Annotated in this window: 15 protein-coding genes; 3 read left to right on the forward strand and 12 right to left on the reverse strand. The window is 70.5% G+C overall.

Annotation, left to right across the window (positions count from 1 at the left end):
* Positions 1-224: 224 nt before the first annotated feature.
* Positions 225-2276 (reverse strand): transglycosylase domain-containing protein, encoded by a 2052-nt coding sequence (locus tag V1457_RS02435; protein ID WP_295146303.1) that lies wholly within the window; start codon positions 2274-2276, stop codon positions 225-227.
* A gap of 317 nt (positions 2277-2593) precedes the next feature.
* Between V1457_RS02435 and V1457_RS02440 the strand changes: the two genes are divergently transcribed.
* Positions 2594-2965, forward strand: a complete 372-nt coding sequence (locus tag V1457_RS02440) for a hypothetical protein (protein WP_200073173.1) — start codon at positions 2594-2596, stop codon at positions 2963-2965.
* 9 nt (positions 2966-2974) lie between these two features.
* Here the strand turns inward: V1457_RS02440 and V1457_RS02445 are convergent, their stop codons facing one another.
* The 3 genes from V1457_RS02445 to V1457_RS02455 all read right to left on the reverse strand — a co-directional run bounded on the left by V1457_RS02445 (position 2975) and on the right by V1457_RS02455 (position 5898).
* Positions 2975-3382: a hypothetical protein gene (locus tag V1457_RS02445; RefSeq protein WP_338599738.1), complete on the reverse strand. Its 408-nt coding sequence runs from the start codon at positions 3380-3382 to the stop codon at positions 2975-2977.
* Positions 3383-3460: 78 nt separating this feature from the next.
* Positions 3461-4261 (reverse strand): DUF6319 family protein, encoded by an 801-nt coding sequence (locus V1457_RS02450; protein ID WP_338599741.1) that lies wholly within the window; start codon positions 4259-4261, stop codon positions 3461-3463.
* Positions 4262-4392: 131 nt separating this feature from the next.
* Positions 4393-5898: an NAD(P)/FAD-dependent oxidoreductase gene (locus tag V1457_RS02455; RefSeq protein WP_200073176.1), complete on the reverse strand. Its 1506-nt coding sequence runs from the start codon at positions 5896-5898 to the stop codon at positions 4393-4395.
* 102 nt (positions 5899-6000) lie between these two features.
* On the opposite strand from V1457_RS02455, the gene V1457_RS02460 reads away from it, so the two are divergent.
* Both V1457_RS02460 and V1457_RS02465 read left to right on the forward strand, forming a co-directional pair.
* Complete coding sequence (locus V1457_RS02460) at positions 6001-6621, forward strand: TetR/AcrR family transcriptional regulator (protein ID WP_200073177.1); 621 nt, start codon at positions 6001-6003, stop codon at positions 6619-6621.
* Between the two features lie 255 nt (positions 6622-6876).
* On the forward strand, positions 6877-7818 hold the full coding sequence (locus V1457_RS02465; protein ID WP_200073178.1) for a hypothetical protein: 942 nt from the start codon (positions 6877-6879) through the stop codon (positions 7816-7818).
* Positions 7819-8112: 294 nt separating this feature from the next.
* Here the strand turns inward: V1457_RS02465 and V1457_RS02470 are convergent, their stop codons facing one another.
* The 8 genes from V1457_RS02470 to V1457_RS02505 all read right to left on the reverse strand — a co-directional run bounded on the left by V1457_RS02470 (position 8113) and on the right by V1457_RS02505 (position 20807).
* A complete protein-coding gene (locus tag V1457_RS02470) occupies positions 8113-10332 on the reverse strand; it encodes a 3-hydroxyacyl-CoA dehydrogenase NAD-binding domain-containing protein (protein WP_200073179.1) in 2220 nt (739 codons plus the stop codon).
* A 53-nt stretch (positions 10333-10385) separates the two neighbouring features.
* Positions 10386-11600, reverse strand: coding sequence for an acetyl-CoA C-acetyltransferase (locus V1457_RS02475; RefSeq protein ID WP_200073180.1), 1215 nt, complete (start codon positions 11598-11600; stop codon positions 10386-10388).
* Between the two features lie 226 nt (positions 11601-11826).
* Complete coding sequence (locus tag V1457_RS02480; protein WP_200073181.1) at positions 11827-13416, reverse strand: L-lactate permease; 1590 nt, start codon at positions 13414-13416, stop codon at positions 11827-11829.
* 226 nt (positions 13417-13642) lie between these two features.
* Positions 13643-15058 (reverse strand): glycolate oxidase subunit GlcF, encoded by a 1416-nt coding sequence (gene glcF / locus V1457_RS02485; RefSeq protein ID WP_338599751.1) that lies wholly within the window; start codon positions 15056-15058, stop codon positions 13643-13645.
* The gene (locus V1457_RS02490) at positions 15058-16308 is read right to left on the reverse strand and encodes an FAD-binding oxidoreductase (RefSeq protein WP_200073183.1); all 1251 of its coding nucleotides are present in this window, start codon (positions 16306-16308) and stop codon (positions 15058-15060) included. Before V1457_RS02490 ends, glcF begins: the two co-directional genes overlap by 1 nt.
* Positions 16308-17822 (reverse strand): FAD-linked oxidase C-terminal domain-containing protein, encoded by a 1515-nt coding sequence (locus V1457_RS02495; protein ID WP_295140432.1) that lies wholly within the window; start codon positions 17820-17822, stop codon positions 16308-16310. Before V1457_RS02495 ends, V1457_RS02490 begins: the two co-directional genes overlap by 1 nt.
* 312 nt (positions 17823-18134) lie before the next feature.
* Entirely contained in the window at positions 18135-19295 is a 1161-nt protein-coding gene (locus V1457_RS02500) for a nucleotide pyrophosphatase/phosphodiesterase family protein (RefSeq protein ID WP_338599756.1), read from the reverse strand.
* 369 nt (positions 19296-19664) lie between these two features.
* Positions 19665-20807, reverse strand: a complete 1143-nt coding sequence (locus V1457_RS02505) for an acyl-CoA dehydrogenase family protein (protein ID WP_200073186.1) — start codon at positions 20805-20807, stop codon at positions 19665-19667.
* Position 20808: the final 1 nt, after the last annotated feature.

Raw genomic sequence — 20808 nt, forward strand, 5'->3', positions numbered from 1 at the left:
TCCGGGCGCTGGCGCCTACCCCGACCATCTCCCTGAATGTCGGCCGGTGCCAAGGCTTTCCGGGGCGGTCGGCGAGCGCGCAGGACCGCTCCGCGCGGGGAACGTTCGCAGCACGACGTTTCCGCCTCGGTCGGCGGCAGCCGGTGAGCGATTCCGACGCACGCAAAAGCACCCCGCCGCGGAACTCTCCGCAGCGGGGTGCTTCGTGACGGATCGCCGGCCGGTCAGCCTCCCGGCAGCGGCACGACCGGTAGCGGCGCGTGGACCTGCATCATCGCGTCGTACCAGGTCCGCGCCGGGACCTTGCCGCCGTAGATGTTGCCCTCACCGCACAGGAACGGCGGTGCGTCGCCGCCGCTGTCGCAGATCCCGCGCGGCCTGGAACCGTCGGCGTAGGTCAGCACCGCACCGGCCATCTGCGGCGTGGCACCCAGGAACGCGGCCGACTTGTGCTCCTGCGTGGTCCCGGTCTTGCCCATCAGCGGCCGGTTCCAGCCCGCGGCCTGCGCGGCCTGCTTCGAGGTACCGACCTTGTCGTCCAGGCTCATGCCCTGCGCCAGCTGACCCGCGACCTGCGGCGAGATCACCTGCTCGCACGGCGCTTCCTTCAGCGGCACCGGGTTGCCGTTGCGGTCGGTGACCTCTTCGACCGGCGTCGGCGGGCACCACTTGCCACCGCTCATGATCGTCGCCGCGACGTTGGACAGCTCCAGCACGCTGGTCGGCGTGTAGCCGAGGGTGAACGCGCCGCGGTTGTTGCGCTTGACCGCCTCGGCCTGCGACGGGCCGTTGGAACCGTCCTCGTCGAGCGTGCTGCCGCTGCTGTTCACCCCGTTCATGCCCTGCCGCAGCCCGAGCTTCGAGGCCATGTCCACGGCGTTGTTCAGCCCGACCTGCTCCTCGAGCTTGACGAAGGCGGTGTTCGGCGAGGTCGCCAGCGCCATCTGCAACGTCCGCGGCCCCGGCTGCACCCCCTCGGCGTTGCTCACCGTGTACGGCGCGGTGCCGTTCTTGAACACCTGCGAGGTGTAGCTGGGTGGCACGTCGATCGTGTCGAAGATGCTTCTGCCCTGGTTGATCGCCGCAGCGGCGGTGAACACCTTGTAGATCGAGCCCGCGCCGAAGGGCTGCACCCGGCTGACGATGTCGTAGGCGGTTTGGCCCGCGCTCGGGTTGTTGCCGAAGTCCCGGTTCGCCACCAGCGCACGGACCTGGTGCTTGTCACCGGGCTGGACGGCGGCCATCGCGTTGGCGATGCCTTCGGTCTGCGTCGGCACCTGCTTCTCGGCGGCCTGCTTGGCAGCGTCGCTGGCACGGCGGTCCAGCGTGGTGCGCACCGTGTAGCCGCCGGTTTCCAGCTTGTCGTCGTCGATGCCGGACTTCTCCAGGTAGTCCCGCAGGTATTCGCAGAAGAACCCGTCGGTGGTGCCGTCACCGAGGCCGACGCAGCCGTTCGGCGGCCGGCCCAGCGGCGAGGCCACGCCCAGCGGCTCCGCCTTGGCCTTCTCGGCGTCCTCCTTGGTGAGCACGTACCGGTTGTGCGGATCGGTCATCAGGTCGATCACCGTGTTGCGGCGCTGGATCGCGTCCTGCGGATTGGTCTCCGGGTTCAGCGAGCCGGGCTGGTTCACGATGGCGGCCAGCAGCGCGGACTGCGACACGGTCAGCTTGTCCGGCGTGGTGTTGAAGTAGGTCCGCGCCGCGGCGCCGATGCCGAAGGTCTGGTTGCCGAACGGGACCACGTTCAGATAACCGGTGAGGATCTCCTCCTTGGTCATGGTCCGCTCGAGCTCGACGGCCATCTTCGCCTCGCGCAGCTTGCGGGCGATGGTGGTCTCCTTGGCCCGCTCGGCGTCGACCTCGTTCTTGGCGACCACGTGCACCAGGTAGTTCTTCACGTACTGCTGGGTGATCGTGGAGGCGCCCTGGGTGGAACCGCCGCCCGCGTTGCTGGCCATCGCGCGCATGGTGCCCTGCCAGTCCACGCCGCCGTGGTTCCAGAACCGCTTGTCCTCGACCGAAGTGATCGCGGACTTCATGTTCTCCGGAACCTCTTCCGGCTTGGTCTCGACGCGGTAGTCCTTGAAGAAGTGCGCGATCGGCTTGCCGTCCCGGTCGGTCACCGTCGAGACCTGCGGCATGTCGCGCTTGGCCAGCGAACTGGACATGCTCGCCATCGCGTCGGTGGTCTGGTTGACCACGGCGCCCGCGCCGGAGGCCATCGGCATCATCAGGAACGCCACCAGCACACCGGCCAGGACGCACAGCCCGAACATCTTCAACAGCACGCCGCTGCGCACTCCAGCCCCAATCACCACACGTCGCGAAGGCTCGATCTGCACCGGGAGCGCAGGCCCGATGCTCGGACCAGGCGGCCCCCGGCGGTCCGGCAGCCCGACCGAGATCGGCTCTTCCCGGGTGCCTCGCCGGTCCTTTCGTTGATATCACATCGGCCGCCGCGGCCGATCAGCGCGGCGGCGTTCTCCCCGGCACCGCGGGGAAAAACGTACTCGCAGGCCGATACGCCGGAATGCGCCGGACCACGTGCTCGATCGACTACACTTGGTCACTTCGAGCCGAAGCGGAGGAGCCGATGGACCCGTTCTTTGATTCCCTGGCGACCGCCCTCGGCGGTCAGGCCGCCGTCGCACTCGGGGCCGCGGCGAAGAGCGCGTTGGAAAAGGTGCGCGGACTGCTGCGCAGGCGCAGCGAGGACACCGAGACGCTGGCCGCGCTGGAGGCCGCCGAGGCGCCCGGTGCGCAGCGCCCGCAGATCACCGCGCTGGCCGAACGGCTCGACCGGGTCGCCGGGGACGATCCGGACTTCCGCGAGCAGCTGCGCGAAGCGGGCGGCGAGGTGCACAAGGAGATGACCGCCTCGGGTCACGTGGTGAACCAGAACTCCGGCGACGTGCGCAACCTGGTGCAGACCAACGAGATCCGCGGGGACATCACGTTCAACTGAGCGCGGCGCTCAGCGGTCCCGCCGGTCGGCTTCGTCCAGTTCGGCGAGGTAGCGGTTGTAGGCCGCCAGTTCCGGGTCCTCGTCCTCGTCGACCGAGGACGCGGGCGGCGGCACCAGCGGGCGGCGTCGCGTGCCCGGCGTAGCGGCCGCCGTGCCGGACTCGTCCGGGAGATCCGCCTTCGCGGCTTCGGCGTCCGGGCCGGCGCGCGATTCCATCCGGATCAGCCACACCCACAGGCACACCGTGAACACGCCGAACAGCGGCCACTGCAAGGCATAGCCCAGGTTCTGGAAGCTGCCGCCGGCGTCGTGCGCGCGGTCCCACTGCCACACCGCCAGGAAACCCGTCGCGATCGTGGCGACGACGAACAGGGCGTGCAGCGCCATCCAACGCGGGGTCAGCAGCTTGCGCTTCACGATTCCGATTCTAGAGAGCTTCCCGGCAGCGATGTGCGCAGCGGGGCCCCGATCCGCAGGCGCGCCCGCCCGCCGGGATCAATCGGCGAGTTCGTCCAGCTTGCGCTGCGCCTCGGCCAGCTCCCGCTGCAGCTGTTCGACCCGGTCCCGCTGCTGATCGCGGGCGGCCTCCAGCAGCGGCTCCACCGCGGCTGCGACATCGGAGTGCAGCGACTTGGCCGCCTGTGCGACGGCGGAGGCGGTCACCGGCGTGGGCCGCAGCACCCGCTTCTTGCCGGTGCTGACCTCGACGTTCCACTGCCCGGCCTCGTCCGCGGTGAGCACCACGGTGGCGCCCGCCGGCGACTTCGGCTTGCGCCGCGCGGCACTGCCGGCGGCCTTCTGGTCCGCGGCCTGCGAGTTCGCGGACGCCGGCGCTTTCGCGGCCGTCTTCGGGGCGTTGCCCGCCTTGGCGGAGCCATCGTGCTGCGTCGTCGGCTTGCTCCCGGCACCGGTCGCGCTCTCCCCGGCCTTGCCCGAACCGGCAGCCCCGCCGCCGGACGCGGGACCGCCACCGGACGCGGCGGCGACACCGGCCGAACCGGTGCTGGCCGGGCTCGTCGCCTTCGCCCCCGCCTGCTCCGGCTCCTTGCGCTTGCGCGGCGGCTTGACCAGCGTGACCTCGGCCGCCGAGAACGAGAGCACGTCCTTCGACCCGGCCGGGCGGACCTGGATGAAATCGCCCTCGGCGGGCTCGTCGAGCGCGATCACCTTGCCGGACCGCCCCTCCGGGACGCCGACCGCCGAAGCGGTGAACCACACCGTCGGCGTGCCGCCACCGGACAGCTCTTCCCGGAGTCCGCGGATCTCGTCGGTGGACAACGCGCGGGCCTTGGACATGACAGCCCCCAGCTCAGGGTGCCCCCGAGTCGGAGAGCTGCGGCCCGAACAGCTGAGACCCGGACCGCGCTGTCCTCACCGGGGGTGGCGGCAACGAACCCGCACAGTATATCGAACTGCCGTGCGAAGCTTCAACGCCGCCCCGCACCCGCGGTGATCTCGAAGTCCGCCGGGTCGGCCTTGCGGGTGCGCAGCCAGTAGTTCCAGGTGAAACCGGGCCACACCGTGCGGTTCACGCCGTTGACGTCCAGGTACCAGCTCTGGCACCCGCCGGCGGACCAGACCGCGTCCGAGAGCTGGTGCTGGATCCGGTCGTTGAACTCGTCCTGCACCGACTGGCGCACGTCGACCTGGTCGACGTCGCCGCGCAGGATCGGCCGCAGGCAGCTGAGCACGTAGTTGATCTGCGACTCGATCATGAACACGACGGAGTTGTGCCCCAGCCCGGTGTTCGGCCCGAGCAGGAAGAACATGTTCGGGAAACCGGAGACCGTGATGCCCAGGTGCGCCTGCATCCCGTCCTTCCAGGCGTCCCGGAGCTTGTAGCCGTTGCGCCCGGCCACGTCGAGGTGGTCGAACGCGTCGGTGACGTGGAACCCGGTGCCGAAGATGATCGCGTCCACCGGGTGCTCCTGACCGTCCCCGGAGACCACGGAGTTCTCCCGCACCTCCGCGACCCCGTCGGTGCGCAGGTCCACGTTGGACCGGTTCAGCGCCGGGTAGTAGTCGCTGGAGAGCAGGATGCGTTTGCAGCCCATGGCGTACTTCGGCGTGACCGCTTCGCGGGTCGCCGGGTCCTTCACCGCGCGCCGGATGTAGCGCTTGGCCAGGTGCTCGGAGACCTTGCCGAGCCACTTGCTGCGCAGCACCGCGACCGAGCGGAACTCCAGCACCCAGTACACCGCGGTGCGGGCTGCCCGCTGCAGCCCCGGGACGCGGCGGAACCACTTGCGCACGCTGTGCGGGATCTCCTGATCCGGCTTCGGCTGGATCCACGGCGGCGTGCGCTGGAACAGGTGCAACTTGCCCGCTTGCTCGGCGACGCGCGGCACGAACTGGATGGCGCTGGCGCCGGTGCCGACCACGGCGACCCGCTTGTCCCGCAGGTCGTAGTCGTGGTTCCACTGCGCGGAGTGGAACACCTCGCCCTGGAAGCGCTCGATGCCGTCGAGTTCGGGGTAGCTGGGGATGTGCAGCGCGCCGACGCCCATGACCAGCGCCTTGCCGACGTATTCGGTCCCGTCGGCGGTGGCCACGTGCCAGCTGCGGGTCGATTCGTCGTACTCGCTGCCGGTGAATTCGACGCCGTAGTGGATGTGCTCGCGGATGCCGTACTTGTCCGCGCAGCGCTGCAGGTATTCGGAGATCTCCTGCTGCTCGGCGAACAGCCGGGACCACTCCGGGTTCTGCTCGAACGAGAAGGAGTACATCAGCGAGGGGACGTCGCAGGCGCAGCCCGGGTAGGTGTTGTCCCGCCAGGTGCCCCCGAGGTCGTGGTCCTTCTCCAGCACCACGAAGTCCTCGATGCCGGCTTCCTTGAGCTTGATCGCGGTGCCGAGCCCGGAGAAGCCGGTACCGACGATGATCACCGACGTGTCGTGCCGCGGTGCCCGTTGTGGCTCTGGCGTGGGTGCCATTGGCGGTCCTCCCTGTTCGGCGTCCGGCCTGCCCGGAAGGCAGCCTACTATGAGTAAGTTACCAACGGTAGGGTCAGCTCGGCGACCGGTAGGGTTTGCGTCGTGAACGCGCAGCATGCGACCTCCACGACCAACGGCCCCCGCAAGCGCCTCCCCCGTGCCGAACGCGAGCAGCAGATCCTCGCCGTGGCCGAAGAGGTCTTCGCGGGCAGCGGCTACCAAGCCTCGTCCATGGACGACATCGCGCAGCGCGTCGGGCTGTCCAAACCGATGCTCTACGAATACTTCGGCTCCAAAGAAGGCCTGCTCATCGCGTGCGTCGAGCGTGCGCGCCGCGAACTGCTCGACGCCACCACGGTCGCCGCCGCCAACGCCGCGGACAACGAGACGCTGCTGCACGACTGCCTGCTGGCCTTCTTCCGGTTCAGCGACGATCACGCGCAGGCGTGGGCACTGCTGCGCAGCGAGGCCGCGATCCCGAGCGCCTCGGTCGACTCGGCGGTGGAGGAGACCCGCGCGCAGCAGACCGGGCTGACCGCGCGGCTGCTGGAGGCGTCCCGCCCGGATCTGGACCCGGAGCGCCTCGAAGCGTTCGCGGAGTCGATCATCGGCGCCTGCGAGCGGCTCGCGCTGTGGCGGGAGCGCAGCACCGAGATCACCGCCGAGCGGGCGACCCAGCACCTCATGGCCCTGATCAGCCCCAGCCTGGTGCCACCCGCGTGATCTCGTAACTCCGCGAAGCGATCGCCGCCAGGGCAGAATTCCGAACTCACTCGATCGAGGGGCGTACCCGCTCACGGGGTCAAGATCTTCCGCGAGGCCGCCGATGTGGTGCGCGTTGATCGTCCGCCGATGCGTCCGGGCCGCCGCAGCCCGCCCGGGCCGCCGCCGGACGACACCAGGTCCCCGTCCCGGCACCGCACCCCGATGCCGGGCCGGGGATCACCTCCCCATTAGCGACATCGAGGAGAACTGATCTTGCGCCCCTGGACCACGCGCACCTGGCAAGCCGCCGTCGTGGCCGCGGGATTCGCCGCGGCCGGGGCCGGTACCGCCGGAGCGGCCACGGCACCCGACCTGACCGAGCCGGACCTGTCCTCGGTCCCGGACGAGATCGGCTTCCGCGCGCCGGTCGACGCCTGCCGCGCCCAGGAGGCGCCCGAGTTCAACAGCACCAAGGCCCCGTGCGTGGACGCGGACCTGCACGCGAGCGCGCCGAACGTGGTCAAGCAGGTCGGCACCGACATCGTGCGCACGACGCACGGCGCGGCCGGTGAACTCCGCGACGGGCAGCCGCCGAACGCCAAGCTCGCCGGAGTCGCCCAGCACGTCGGGCTGGAGAAGGACCGCCTGCTGGGGATGACCAAGACCCGGCCGAACGTCGGCTTGGACGTGCAGCCCGAGCACACCGGCCTGGTCGAGCAGCACGATCCCGAAGGCAGCTTCCTGCGCGGCGAGATCGGCCCGCGCGGCAAGACCCACGAGGGTGTGTCCACAGCGGACACCGCCGTCTCGGCCGACGTCGTGCACGGCTACACGGTCGGGCCGATGGCCCGCCCGGAGAAGGCCCTGCAACCGGTGGTGCGGAACAACCCGCTCGTCTCGGACGAGCCCGCGGTGGGGCTGCCGAAGGCTTCCGAAGTGCTGCCCGGCGCGAAGGCGGCCACCGGCATGACGCACGCCGACGAGCTGACCTCGGCTCCCGAGCAGGTCGTCAACGGCGTCGCGGGCGGGTTGCCGAAGGCGCCCGAGGTGGTCTCCGGCGCGCAGGACGTCGCCGAGCAGACCCCGATCGGCGACGCGGCCTCGACCGCGCAGCGGACCGTGCGCGGTGCCTCCGGCGAACTGCCGCTCGCGGGCGAACTCGGCTCGGCGGCGGGCCACGCCACCGACGCGCTGCCGGAGCTGCCGCAGCGCTGAGGCGACCAACGCGAAAGGGCGCCGGACCGCGAGTCGGTCCGGCGCCTTTTTCAGCGCCTGCCTTTGAACCTAGGTTCGGCTCTGGGTGTTGGCTACTTTCAAGCGGCGTCAGCCGCTTCCGCCACCTGCGCAAACCGACCATCGGCGGGTTCTCAGGCGTCGTCTCGCGAGGACAGCTCCGACGCCGAGTAGGGCGCTACTTAAGGAGGAGATCCCGCAGCGAGACGGCGCCTGAGGTTCCGCTAAGCGACCACCCACGCAAAACGAGCTCAACGACAAGTATTCAAGCGCTGATCAGGCGGCCGAGGTGTTGCCGACGACCTCGGCATCCGGCTCGCCGAGGTCGATGCGCTCCCCGGCCTTGGCCTTGCGCACCAGCGACTCCGGCGGCACGAACCGCTCGCCGTAGCGCTCGGCCAGCTCGTTCGCCCGGGCCACGAAGCCGGCGAGCCCGCCCGGGTAGCCGTTGACGTACTGCACCACTCCCCCGGCCCACGCCGGGAACCCGATGCCGAAGATCGAGCCGATGTTGGCGTCCGGCACCGACTTGAGCACGCCCTCGTCCAGGCACCGCACGGTTTCGACGGCCTGGATGAACAGCAGCCGCTCCTTGAGGTCGTCGAACTCGACCGCGGCCGGATCGCCGGAGCCGGCGCCGAAGTGCTCGACCAGCCCGGGCCACAGCCCGCCGCGGACGCCGTCGGTGTACTCGTAGAACCCGGCGCCGCCTGCCCGGCCGGTGCGCTCGAACTCGTCCACCATCCGGTCCAGGATGCCCTCGGCCGGGTGCGGAACCCACGTGCCGCCCTCGGCCTCCACGGCCCGCTTGGTCTCCTCCCGGATCTTGCGCGGCAGGGTCAGCGTGAGCTCGTCGAACAGCTGCAGCACCGGGGCGGGGAAACCGGCCTGGCTGGAGGCCTGCTCGATGGACGCCGGGTGCACGCCTTCGGCGAGCATCGCGACGCCCTCGTTCAGGAACGTGCCGATGACCCGGCTGGTGAAGAACCCGCGGCTGTCGTTGACCACGATCGGGGTCTTGTTGATCTGCTGGACCACGTCGAACGCCCTGGCCAGCGCGCGGTCGCTGGTCTGCTCGCCGCAGATGATCTCGACCAGCGGCATCTTGTCCACCGGGGAGAAGAAGTGCAGGCCGATGAAGTCCTCCCGGCGGCGCACCCCCTCGGCCAGCCCGGTGATCGGCAGCGTGGAGGTGTTCGAGGCGATCAGCGCGTCACCGTCGATCACGTCCTCGACCTCGCTGTAGACCCGGTGCTTGAGCTCGGTGCTCTCGAACACGGCCTCGATCACCAGGTCGCAGCCTTCGAGCTGGTCGTTGCGGTCGGTCGGGGTGATCCGGGCGAGCACCTCGTCGCGCTCCGCGGCGGATTTGCGGCCCTTGTCCACGGCCTTGCCGAGGATCTTCGCGGAGTACGCCTTGCCCTTCTCGGCCGCTTCCAGCGAGACGTCCTTGAGCAGCACCTGCATCCCGGACTGGGCGCAGACGTGGGCGATGCCCGCGCCCATCATGCCGCCGCCGAGCACGGCGACCTTGCTCGCCTTCCAGGTCTCGTACCCGTCGGGCCTGCTGCCGCCGGAGTTGATGTGCTGCAGGTCGAAGAAGAACGCCTTGGTCATGTTCTTCGCGGTCTGCCCGGCGGCCAGCTCGGCGAAGTAGCGGCCTTCGATCTCCAGCGCGGTGTCGAAGTCCACCTGGGAGCCTTCGACCGCCGCGGCCATGATGTTCTTCGGCGCGGGCAGCGGGGCGCCCTTGAGCTGCTTGGCCAGGTTCGCCGGGAACGCGGGCAGGTTCGCGGCGAACTTCGGGTTCGTCGGGGTGCCGCCGGGGATCTTGTGCCCCTTGGTGTCCCAGGGCTGGGCCGCCTCCGGGTTGGCCTTGATCCACTCCTTGGCGCGGGTGAGCAGCTCGGCGTCGGTAGCGACGACCTCGTCGATCAGGCCCATGTCCTTGGCCTTGCCCGGACGCAGCCGCTGGCCCTGGGTGAGCACGCCCAGCAGCGCATCCGCGATGCCGATCATGCGCACGGTGCGCACCACACCGCCCGCTCCGGGCAGCAGGCCGAGGGTGACCTCGGGGAAGCCGAAGCGGATCTTCGGCCCGTCCAGCGCGACGCGGTGGTGGCAGGCCAGGGCGATCTCCAGCCCGCCGCCGAGCGCGGTGCCGTTGAGCGCGGCGACCACCGGCTTGCCGAGGGTCTCCAGGCGGCGCAGCTGCCGCTTGGTGGTGTTGCTGGTCTCGGCGAACTGCTCGAGGTTGTCCGGGCGGACGCGGATCAGGTCGTGCAGGTCGCCGCCGGCGAAGAAGGTGCTCTTCGCGGAGGTGAGCACGACGCCGGTGATGCCGTCCCGCTCGGCTTCGAGCCGGTCCAGCGTCTGGTCCATCGAGCGCACGTAGCGCTCGTTCATCGTGTTCGCCTGCTGCTGGGGGTCGTCCAGGGTGAGCACGACGACGCCGTCGTTGTCCTGCTCCCAGCGGATGGTGCTCTGATCACTCATGCGAGGAAGTCCTTTGCGGGTTCGGGCGCGGCGCGCGGCCGCAGCGTCCGGGTTCAGCTGAGGCGTTCGATGACGGTGGCGATGCCCATGCCACCGCCGACGCACAGAGTTGCCAGGCCGTAGCGCTGCTCGCGGCGTTCCAGCTCGTCGAGCAGGGTGCCGAGGATCATCGCGCCGGTGGCGCCGAGCGGGTGGCCCATCGCGATCGCGCCGCCGTTGACGTTGACCTTCTCGTGCGGGACGCCGAACTCGCGCATGAACCGCAGCGGCACCGCGGCGAACGCCTCGTTGATCTCGATGAGGTCCATCTGGTCGATGCTCATCTCGGCCTTGCCGAGCGCCTTGCGCACCGCGGGCCCCGGGCCGGTGAGCATGATCGTCGGATCGGCGCCGCTGAGCGCTGCCGAGAGCACCCGCGCCCGCGGGCGCAGGCCGGTGCGCTCGCCCAGGCCCTCGCTGCCGATCAGCGCAAGCGCGGCACCGTCGACGATGCCGGAGGAGTTGCCGGGGGTGTGCACGTGGTCGATCTGCTCGACCCAGTGGTACTTCTGCAGCGCGACCGCGTCGAAGCCGCCCATCTCACCGATGTCGGCGAACGAGGACTTGAGCCCGCCGAGGCTGTCCGCGGTGGTGTTCGCGCGGATGTGCTCGTCGCGGTCCAGCACGGTCCGGCCGTTGCGGTCCTTGACCGGGACAACGGAGCGGGCGAACCGGCCGTCCGCCCAGGCTTTCGCCGCCCGCGTCTGGGACTCGGCCGCGTAGGCGTCGACGGTGCCGCGGTCGAAGCCCTCCAGGGTGGCGATCAGGTCGGCGCCGATTCCCTGCGGCACGAACGAGGTCGCCAGGTTGGTCTCCGGGTCCATCGCCCATGCGCCGCCGTCGGAGCCCATCGACACCCGCGACATCGATTCCACGCCGCCTGCCAGCACCGCGTCCTCCCAGCCGGAGCGGACCTTCTGGGCGGCGGAGTTCACCGCCTCCAGCCCGGAGGCGCAGAACCGGTTGAGCTGCACACCGCTGACGGTGTCCGGCAGGCCGGAGGCGATCGCGGCGGTCTTGGCGATGTCCCCGCCCTGATCGCCGAGCGGCGAGACCACGCCGAGCACGACGTCGTCGATCAGCTCGGGGTCCAGGCCGGGATGCCTGCGGCGCAGCTCATCGATCAGGCCGGTGACCAGGCTGACCGGTTTGGTCCCGTGCAGCGATCCGGTTTGCTTGCCGCGACCGCGCGGGGTGCGGATCGCGTCGTAGACGAACGCCTCGGACATGGGCGACGTGCCTCCTCGTTGCGGCCGGTACTCCACTCAGAGTGTTACACCATTACTGTCATAGTCAATGGTGACCCGGAGTGGGCGGGGTCTCCCCGCAGCTTGCGCCGGAAAACCCCTGCCCCGGTCGAACGAGCGACAGCCCGGATCCGTTTCTCAGAGGCCGTCTCGGAACCTGCGTTCGGCTCCGGTGTTGTCTGTTCTGCAAAACGAGCTCAACAGATGTTCAGAGGCCCCAGGTCATCCACCCGAGGACCGGGGTCGCCTGCAGCGCGACCAGCACGCACAGCAGCAGCAGGAACCCGATGCTGAACGGCAGCACGCGGCGGAAGATGTCGCCCTCGCGCCCACTCATGCCGACCGCGCCAGCGGCGATCGCGAGGTTCTGCGGCGAGATCATCTTGCCCAGCACCCCGCCGGAACCGTTCGCCGCGGCCGCCAGCATCGGCTCGATCCCGGCCTTCTCGGCCGCGGTGACCTGCAACGCCCCGAACAGCGAGTTCGAGGAGGTGTCCGAGCCGGTCACCGCGGTGCCCAGCCAGCCGAGGATCGGCGAGAGGAACGCGAACAGCCCGCCCGCCGCGGCCATCCAGGTGCCCAGCGTCGCGGTCTGCCCGGAGGTGTTCATCACGTACGCGATCGCCAGCACCGTCATCACGGTGACGATCGGCCACGCCAGCTGCTTGTAGGTCGCGCCGTAGCGGCCGAGCGCGCCGCGCGCGCTGATCCCGATGGCGGGCACGGTCAGCATCCCGGCGATCAGCAGCAGCGTCCCGGCGCTGGAGAGCCAGTCGAACTTGAAGTCGGTCAGCGACAGCGCTTCGCCGTTGGGTTCGCGGATGTCCAGCCCCGGCCAGCCGAACTTGACGGTGACCGCGTCGAGCAGGTCGGCGACCGGTCCGAGCTGGGCGATCACGAACACCGCGATCACGATCAGGTAAGGCGCGTAGGCCCGCAGGATTTCGGCGCGGTTGTCGGTGCCCGCCGCGACCTCCTCGGCGCCGCGCGGTGTCCAGACCCGCATCAGCAGCACGGTGGCCCCGGCCGCGACCAGCGCGGCGATGATGTCGGTCAGCGGCACCGACACGTAGTTGGCCGCGGCGAACTGCACGACGCCGAAGGTGATCCCGCAGGTCAGCGTGGCCGGGAGGGTTTCCCGGATGCCGCGGAACCCGTCGATGATGCCGACCAGCACCAGCGGCACGATCACCGCGAGCACCGGCGTCTGCCGCCCCGTCATCGCGCCGAGCTGCTCCACCGGCATGTCGGTGACGCTGGCCAGCGTCACCAGCGGTGAGGCCAGCGCGCCGTAGGCGACCGGCGCGGTGTTGGCCACCAGCGCGACCACGGCCGAGGTGATCGGGCCGAACCCGAGAGCCAGCAGCATCACGGTGGTGATCGCGACCGGGGTGCCGAACCCGGCCAGCGCCTCCAGCAGCGCGCCGAAGCAGAACGCGATGATCACCGCCTGGATCCGCCGGTCCCCGCTGACCCGGGAGAAGCTGCGTTGCAGCACGTCGAAGTGCCCGGTGGTCACGGTCATCTGGTAGATCCAGATCGCGTTGATCACGATCCACAGGATCGGGAAGAAGCCGAACGCGGCGCCGAGCGTGGCCGACAGCAGCGCCTGGTCGACCGGCATCGGGTAGACGAACACCGCGACCGCCAGCGAAACGGCGAGCGCGATCAGCGACGCCTTCCACGCGGTCATCCGCACGAAGCCCAGCAGCGCGAACAGCACCAGCAGCGGCAATGCCGCGGCCAGCGCGCTCAGGCCCAGGGAGCCGAACAGCGGGTCCAGGATCTGTTGGTACACAACCACTCCCTTGTGGCGCGGGCCAGCGTGTCGAGGCCGCGACGATATCCGCGCGGACTCACCGGTGGTAGGGGCGTTTCGAGAAGTTCGGGCGAGTGCACCGGACCGCCTTGCGGTGCACCGTGGACGGTCGGCGGGTCACCGCCGTGCCGGGCTTCGGAGCCGGTCCCGGGCGCCTTCGCCGCGACCGGGGCCGAAACCGCTGAATTCTGTTCGCGAAGCGGCCTCAGCCGCTCGCGGCCAGCAGCTTTTCCGCGGGCACACCGCGGATCGCGGCATCGAGCACCTGCACCGTGTGCGCCATCGGCAGCTCAGCGCCGCGGCGTTCCAGCGCGGTGCGGATCTGCATGGAGCAGCCCGGATTGGCGGTCACCAGCAGGCTCGCCTCGGTGTCGAGCACGTTGGCGGCCTTGCGGTTGCCGAGTTCCTCCGCCGCCTGCGGCTGCAGCAGGTTGTAGATCCCGGCCGAGCCGCAGCACAGCTCACCGCGGTTGATCTCGCGCAGCTCGACACCGGGGATGCCGCGCAGCAGATCTCGCGGCTGGGCGCGGATTCCCTGGCCGTGGCTGAGGTGGCAGGCGTCGTGGTAAGCGATCTTCACCGGCAGCGGGTGCCGTTCGGCGACCGGGCCGAGTTCGGTGAGCAGTTCCGCGATGTCGCGCACCTTCGCGGCGAACCGCTCGGCCTTCGCGGCGTACTCCGGGTCGTCGCGCAGCAGCCGGGGGTATTCCTTGAGCGTGGAACCGCACCCCGCCGAGTTGATCACGATGTGCTGCACATCGGACTCCTCGAAGGTGTCCAGCAGCTTCCGCGCGAACTTCAGCGCCTCTTCCTCGCGGCCGGAGTGCTCGCTCAGCGCGCCGCAGCACCCCTGCGATGGCGGGATCACGACATCGCAACCTTCCGCGGACAGGATCCGGGCGGTGGCGGCGTTGACGTCCGGGAAGAACGCGCTCTGCACGCACCCGGTGATCATGCCGACAGTGGCGCGCCGCTGCCCGCGCGCGGGGATCCGCCGCCCGAGCTTCGGGGCGCGGCTGATCGGCGGCGCCAGCGACTCCATGGTGCGCAGGTGCGGCGGCAGCTTGTCGGTGAGTCCCGTGCGCCGCAGCAGCGAACTGACGCGCAGTTTCTGGTACAGCGCCAGCGGTCCGCGCATCGCCTTGAGCCGCCGCGGGTACGGGAACACCGTGAAGATCGCCGTGCGCAGCAGCTTCTCCCAGCGGCCGCGCTCGTGCCTGCGCTCGATCTGCGCGCGGGTCTCGTTGATCAGCGTGCCGTACTGCACCCCGGACGGGCACGCGGTCACGCAGGCCATGCAGCCCAGGCAGTTGTCCATGTGACCGACCATGGCGTCGGTCATCGGCTCGCCTTCGAGGCCTTCCTTCATCAGGTAGATGCGCCCGCGCGGCGAGTCCATCTCCTCGCCCCACAGGTCGTAGGTGGGGCACGCGGGCAAGCAGAATCCACAGTGGACGCAATCGTCGATGAGGTTCTGCTGCGGCGGGTGGTGCTCGTCGAACGCACCGAGCACGTCGGTGTGGTCGGGGCGCACCGGACGGCCCGGATCGGCCGCGGCGCCGGTTTCGGCAGGCGCGCTCGGATCGTTCGGCACTCCGGAGTGCGCCGGGGTCTCGGTCATCAGATTCCTCCCACGAAACGACCGGGTGCGAGCCGGTGCCCGGGATCGAATTGGTCCTTCACGCGGCGCAGCAGCGTCTGCACGCCGATCGGCTGCGGCCCCCACGGGTCGATGGCTTCGCGCGCGGCGGGATTTCCGCGCAGCAGCACGGCGTATTCGGCTTGCTGGCGCAATCCCTCCACGAGCGAGCCGAGCAGCTTCGGCTCGCAGCTCGACGGAATCCCCGCGTGCAGCACGCCCAGCCCGGCGGCACCGCGCAGCGTCAGCGGCACGCCGGAGTCCTGCGCGGCGTGCTCGGCGAAGGTCAGCAGCTCGGCCAGCGCTGCGGGCTCCACGCCGAGCCGAAGCGCGTTGCCGTCCGGCTCGGCCGGGAACCGCCCCCACCATTCGGGCGCGCGCTCGAGCACTTCCCCGCCGATCTCACCGGCCAGCCGGACGGCGCGCTCGTGGGTGGCCGCGGGTCGCCCCTCCAGCTGCGCGCACACCGTGATCGGTCCGTCCACTTCGGACCTGTCGAGCTCGATGGCGGTGGGCATCTCCTGGCAGCGCCGCAGCGCTGCGACGGTCTCGGCGGCCTCCTGCGGACCGTCCAGGACGCTGCGGATCCACCGGTGCTCGTCGGCCAGCGGATGCAGCCGGAACACCACCTCGGTGATCACGCCGAGGGTGCCGTAGGAACCGGTGTAGAGCTTGCCGAGGTCGTAGCCGGCGACGTTCTTGACGACCTTGCCGCCCGCGGTGGTCACAGTGCCGTCGGCGCGCACCACGGTGATGCCGATCAGCAGGTCGCGCACCCCGCCGAAGAAGTGCCGCCCCGGCCCGGAGGTCGCGGTGGCCACCACCCCGCCGAGGGTCGCCGACGGCAGCGGCTGGTCGATCGGAAGTTGTTGCCCCGCCTCGGAAACCGCCGCCTGCACCTCGGCCAGCGGGGTGCCCGCCTTGGCGGTGACCACGAGGTCACCGGCCGCGTGCTCGACCACCCCGCGCAGCTGCGAGACGTCCAGCAGCACGTCCGCGGAGCGCGGCGCGGCGCCCCAGTCGAGCTTGCTGCCGGATCCCTTCGGCACCACCGAAAGCCCGTGCTCGTCGGCGGCCCGCAGGATCGCGGAGACCTCTTCGGTGCTCGACGCGGACGCGACCCAGGACGGCAGCACGCCCGCGATCTCGTCGCCCGCTGCGGCCCGGCGGATCCGGTCGTAGCCGACGGCGGAGGTGAGCGCGGTGGGCGCGGAAGCGCTGGTCTCGGTCATCAGAACTGGTCCGCCAATCCTGCCTCGGTCAACGGGTGCACACCGCGGCGCGGGCCGGGCACCTCGCCGCACAGCCGCGGAGTCGGGAAGACCTTGCCGGGGTTGCAGATCCCGGCCGGGTCGTAGGCGCAGCGGACCCGCTGCATGGTGTCCAGGTCGTCGGCGGTGAACATCCGGCCCATGTACTTGACCTTGTCGGCGCCGACGCCGTGCTCGCCGGTGATCGAGCCGCCGTGCTCGATGCACAGGTCGAGGATCGCGCCGGAGACCTCTTCGGCGCGGTCGGCCGCGCCCGGCTCGGCTTCGTCGAACAGCACCAGCGGGTGCAGGTTGCCGTCCCCGGCGTGGAAGACGTTGGCCACCCGCACCCCGGACTCGGCCGACAGCGAAGCGATGCGGCCCAGCACCTCCGGCAGCGCGGTCCGCGGGATCACCCCGTCCTGCACGATGTAGTCCGGGCTGATCCGGCCGACCGCGGCAAAGGCGGACTTGCGGCCCTTCCAGATCATCGCCCGCTCGTGGTCGTCGGCGGCGACGCGGATCTCGAAGGCGCCGTGCTCGCGGCAGTACCGCTGCACCTCGTCGAAGGTGTGCTCGACGTCGGCGACCGGGCCGTCCAGCTCGACCACCAGCACCGCGCCAGCGCCTTCCGGGTAGCCGCAGGCCACGGCCTGTTCGGCGGCTTCGATGGACAGCGCGTCCATCATCTCCACCGCGGCCGGGGTGACGCCGGCGCCGATGATCGCCGAGACCGCGCCGCCCGCGTCGTCGGTGGTGCGGAAACCGGCCAGCAGCGTCTGCACCGTCTCGGGTTTCCGCAGCAGCCGGACGGTGATCTTGGTGACCACCCCGAGCGTGCCCTCGCTGCCGATGAACGTGCCGAGCAGGTCGTATCCGGGCGCTTCGCGCGCGGCGCCGCCGAGTTCGACGACATCGCCGTCCGGGGTGACGACCTCCAGGGACAGGATGTGGTGCGTGGTGAACCCGTACTTCAAGCAGTGCGCGCCGCCGGAGTTCTCCGCGACGTTGCCGCCGACGGAGCAGACCTGCTGGCTGGAGGGGTCGGGGGCGAAGTAGTAGCCCTGCGGCGCGGCGGCGGTGGTCACGTCGAGGTTGATCACGCCCGGCTCCACCACGGCGCGCTCGTTGGCGACGTCGATCTCCAGGATCCGGCGCATCTTCGAGGTCACGATCAGCACGCCTTCGGCGTCCGGCAGGGCGCCGCCGGAAAGCCCGGTACCGGAGCCGCGGGCCACGAACGGCACCTGCTGCTCGGCGCAGGCCGCGACGACCTCGCGCACCTGCTCGGTGTCGGCGGGCAGCACGACCACCGCGGGCACCACCCGGTAGCTGGCCAGGCCGTCGCATTCGTAGGTGCGCAGCCGCTGCGGGTCGGTGATCACCGATTCCGCGGGCAGCACCGCGCGGAACCGGCGGACCAACCGGTCCAGGTCGGCCGCCGGGGCGGCAGCCGCGGTCGGCCCCGGGCTCGGGGTTGCAGCGCTGGTCGACATGGTCAGCCTCCTCAGCAATGAGGACTTCCGCTCTGCGGAAACACCGTTCCGGGCATCGGGAACTCTAGGTTGTCGACCGCATAGATACAAGAGGCCGACAAGCTGCCTCCCGCTGGACCTTCATTGTGCCCCGGACCATTGACCTCGGGCCGCCGCGAAATCGCTCAGGTACTGCCGGGAAGGCCTGCCGACCGGACGCCGGCCTGCACGCATCTTGCGCCGCACGGCCGGGACGGACGAAACCGCCCGGTCCGACGGAGGACGTCCGCTCTTGGACCCGGCGCGCTCACCGGAGCAGCGCACGTTCGGCGATCAGCCCTGCGCCACCAGCAGCGGGACGAACTGCTCCGCGGCGGTGAGCGAACCGTGATGCCCGCGCAGCGAGGACTCACCGGGCTCGGCCACCGACCGGATCACCGCGGACTCCCGCAGCACCGCCAGCACGTCGCCGATGCGCGGGCGCACCTCGTCGGCCACCTCGGAGCCGAACCAGCCTTCGTCGATGGCCTGCTCACCGGTGACGACGGCGCCGCGTTCCCCCACCGCCGCGCGCCAGGTCTCGAGCACGTCCGCGCGGGCGCCCGGTTCGGTGTAGACGTGCCGGGCGCGCGGCTCGCCGCCCAGCAGCCGCACGCCCTCGGACAGCGCGGGCGAGGTGTCCGCGTCCAGCGCTTCGGACGGGTCGACGGTGACCATGCCGTGATCGGCCACCACCAGCAGCGAGGCCGATTCCGGAAGACGTTCGGCCAGCGATTCGACCAGCCGGTCCACCTGCGCGAGCTGCAACCGCCACGGCAGCGAGCCCGGCCCGTGGCCGTGCCCGACCAGGTCGAGGTGCCCGTGGTAGGCGTAGCTCAGCACCGGGGCCGGTTCCTGCAGCGCGGTGAGGACCTCGGCGCCGAGGTCGCCGAGCGCGCGCACGCCCCGGAACTCGCCGCCGCGCAGCGCCGCCCGGGTCAACCCGGTGCCCCGGAACTCCGCGGGCGCGATCGCGCGGACGCGCACCCCGGCGTCGGCGGCGCGTTCCAGCATCGTCGGCTGCGGCTGCGCGGTCTCCGGCGGCCAGGTCTCCAGCAGGCTGCGCCGGTGGCCCTGCGCATCGCGGACGGTGCCGTGCGTCGCCCACGCCAGCGGGTGCAGCAGGCCGCCGGACGGTTCGGCGAAGGTGTAGCCGACGACGCCGTGCGCACCGGACCGCAGCCCGGTTCCGAGCGAAGTGATGCTGGTGGCGGTGGTCGTCGGGAAACCGGCCTTGATCGGCTCGCGCACCGCCAGCGAAGCGAGGAACGGCGCGTCCGCGGCGTGTTCCCGCAGCAGCTCCCAGCCGAGGCCGTCGACCAGCAGCACCGCCGCGGCGCGGCACCGCGGAATCCCCAGCGAGTCGGTGAAACCCGCGGTGCCCAGCGCGGCCAGCACCGACGGCAGCACCTCGGAGAGCGCGCCGTCCTTGCCGGGGGTGACCATCCAATCCATGCCGCACCTTCCGTGCCCACCGGGCCCGAGCCGCCGTCTTCGACGACAAGCATGACCCGCCGCGCAAGGGTCGCGAGCGGAATCTTCCGAGTGCGGTACCCCGGCATCCGATCTTGCCGGGACGAAGGATCGCCGTACTTCGATCGCAGGTCCGTGTGGTGCCGTTCTCTTGTCGTTGTCTTGTCAGCGGCGGAGCCGCTGAGCAGTAACCACCTGAGCAACCGGACCACCGGCGGGTTCTCAGCGGTCTTCTCGCGGGGACAGCGATTTCGCCGCGTATGGGCATACGTCAGAAATCGATCCCACAGCGAGAAGGCCGGTGAGGTTCCGCTACCCGGGCACCTACGCAAAACAAGTTCAAGAAGTTTCTCAGATGTCCAGGGAGCGGCCGACGATCTCCTTCATGATCTCGGTGGTGCCGCCGTAGATCGTCTGCACCCGCGAGTCCAGGAACGCCTTCGCGATCGGGTACTCCATCATGTAGCCGTAGCCGCCGTAGAGCTGCAGGCAGCGGTCCACGACCCGCTTGTTCAGCTCGGTCAGCCACCACTTGGCCATCGCGGCGTGCTCGACGCTGAGCTCACCGGTCAGGTGCAGCTGCACGCAGCGGTCCGCGAACACCCGCCCGATCTGCACCTCGGTCGCCATCTCCGCGAGCTCGAACCGGGTGTTCTGGAACTTGCCGATGGGACGGCCGAACGCGGTGCGCTCGCGGCAGTACTGCTTGGTGTCCTCGAGGGTCCGCTCCGCGGCGGCGACCGCGGCCACCGCGATGGACAGCCGCTCCTGCGGCAGGTTCTGCATCAGGTAGATGAAGCCCTGCCCCTGCTCGCCGAGCAGGTTCGCCGCGGGCACCCGCACGTCGTTGAAGAACAGCTCGGCGGTGTCCTGCGACTTCTGCCCGATCTTCTCCAGGTTGCGGCCGCGCTCGAAGCCCGCCATGCCGCGCTCGACCACGAGCAGGCTCACGCCCTGCGCGCCGGCGTCCGGGTCGGTCTTGGCGGCCACGATCACCAGGTCGGCGTTGATGCCGTTGGAGATGAACGTCTTCGAGCCGTTGAGCACGTACTCGTCGCCGTCGCGGATCGCGGTGGTGCGGATGTTCTGCAGGTCGCTGCCGGTTCCGGGTTCGGTCATCGCGATCGCGGTGATGATCTCGCCGCTGCAGAAGCCGGGCAGCCAGCGCCGCTTCTGCTCCTCGGTGGCCAACCGGGTGAGGTACGGGATGTTGATGTCGTTGTGCACCGGCACGCCGAAGCCGCTGATGCCCGCGTTGACCAGTTCCTCGTCGAACACGACGTTGAACCGGAAGTCGTCGACTCCGCCGCCGCCGTGCTCCTCGTCCACGGCCATGCCGAGCAGGCCCTGCTTGCCCGCGGCCAGCCAGGCGTCGCGGCTGACCACGCCCGCCGCCTCCCACTCCTCCTGGTGCGGCAGCAGCTCCTTGGCGATGAAGGCCCTGGCGGTCTCGCGGAACGCCTCGTGCTCGGCCTCGAACAGTTCCCTGCGCATG

It is taken from the genome of Saccharopolyspora sp. SCSIO 74807 (assembly GCF_037023755.1).
Lineage (GTDB): Bacteria > Actinomycetota > Actinomycetes > Mycobacteriales > Pseudonocardiaceae > Saccharopolyspora_C > Saccharopolyspora_C galaxeae.

Excerpts from the sequence above, each read along its gene's own strand:
- V1457_RS02455 (WP_200073176.1), bottom strand. The coding sequence starts at position 5,898 with ATGGCACCCACGCCAGAGCCACAACGGGCACCGCGGCACGACACGTCG.
- V1457_RS02450 (WP_338599741.1), bottom strand. The coding sequence starts at position 4,261 with ATGTCCAAGGCCCGCGCGTTGTCCACCGACGAGATCCGCGGACTCCGG.
- V1457_RS02505 (WP_200073186.1), bottom strand. The coding sequence starts at position 20,807 with ATGCGCAGGGAACTGTTCGAGGCCGAGCACGAGGCGTTCCGCGAGACC.
- V1457_RS02475 (WP_200073180.1), bottom strand. The coding sequence starts at position 11,600 with ATGTCCGAGGCGTTCGTCTACGACGCGATCCGCACCCCGCGCGGTCGC.
- V1457_RS02500 (WP_338599756.1), bottom strand. The coding sequence starts at position 19,295 with ATGGATTGGATGGTCACCCCCGGCAAGGACGGCGCGCTCTCCGAGGTG.
- V1457_RS02490 (WP_200073183.1), bottom strand. The coding sequence starts at position 16,308 with ATGACCGAGACCAGCGCTTCCGCGCCCACCGCGCTCACCTCCGCCGTC.
- V1457_RS02495 (WP_295140432.1), bottom strand. The coding sequence starts at position 17,822 with ATGTCGACCAGCGCTGCAACCCCGAGCCCGGGGCCGACCGCGGCTGCC.
- glcF (WP_338599751.1), bottom strand. The coding sequence starts at position 15,058 with ATGACCGAGACCCCGGCGCACTCCGGAGTGCCGAACGATCCGAGCGCG.
- V1457_RS02470 (WP_200073179.1), bottom strand. The coding sequence starts at position 10,332 with ATGAGTGATCAGAGCACCATCCGCTGGGAGCAGGACAACGACGGCGTC.
- V1457_RS02440 (WP_200073173.1), top strand. The coding sequence starts at position 2,594 with ATGGACCCGTTCTTTGATTCCCTGGCGACCGCCCTCGGCGGTCAGGCC.
- V1457_RS02435 (WP_295146303.1), bottom strand. The coding sequence starts at position 2,276 with ATGTTCGGGCTGTGCGTCCTGGCCGGTGTGCTGGTGGCGTTCCTGATG.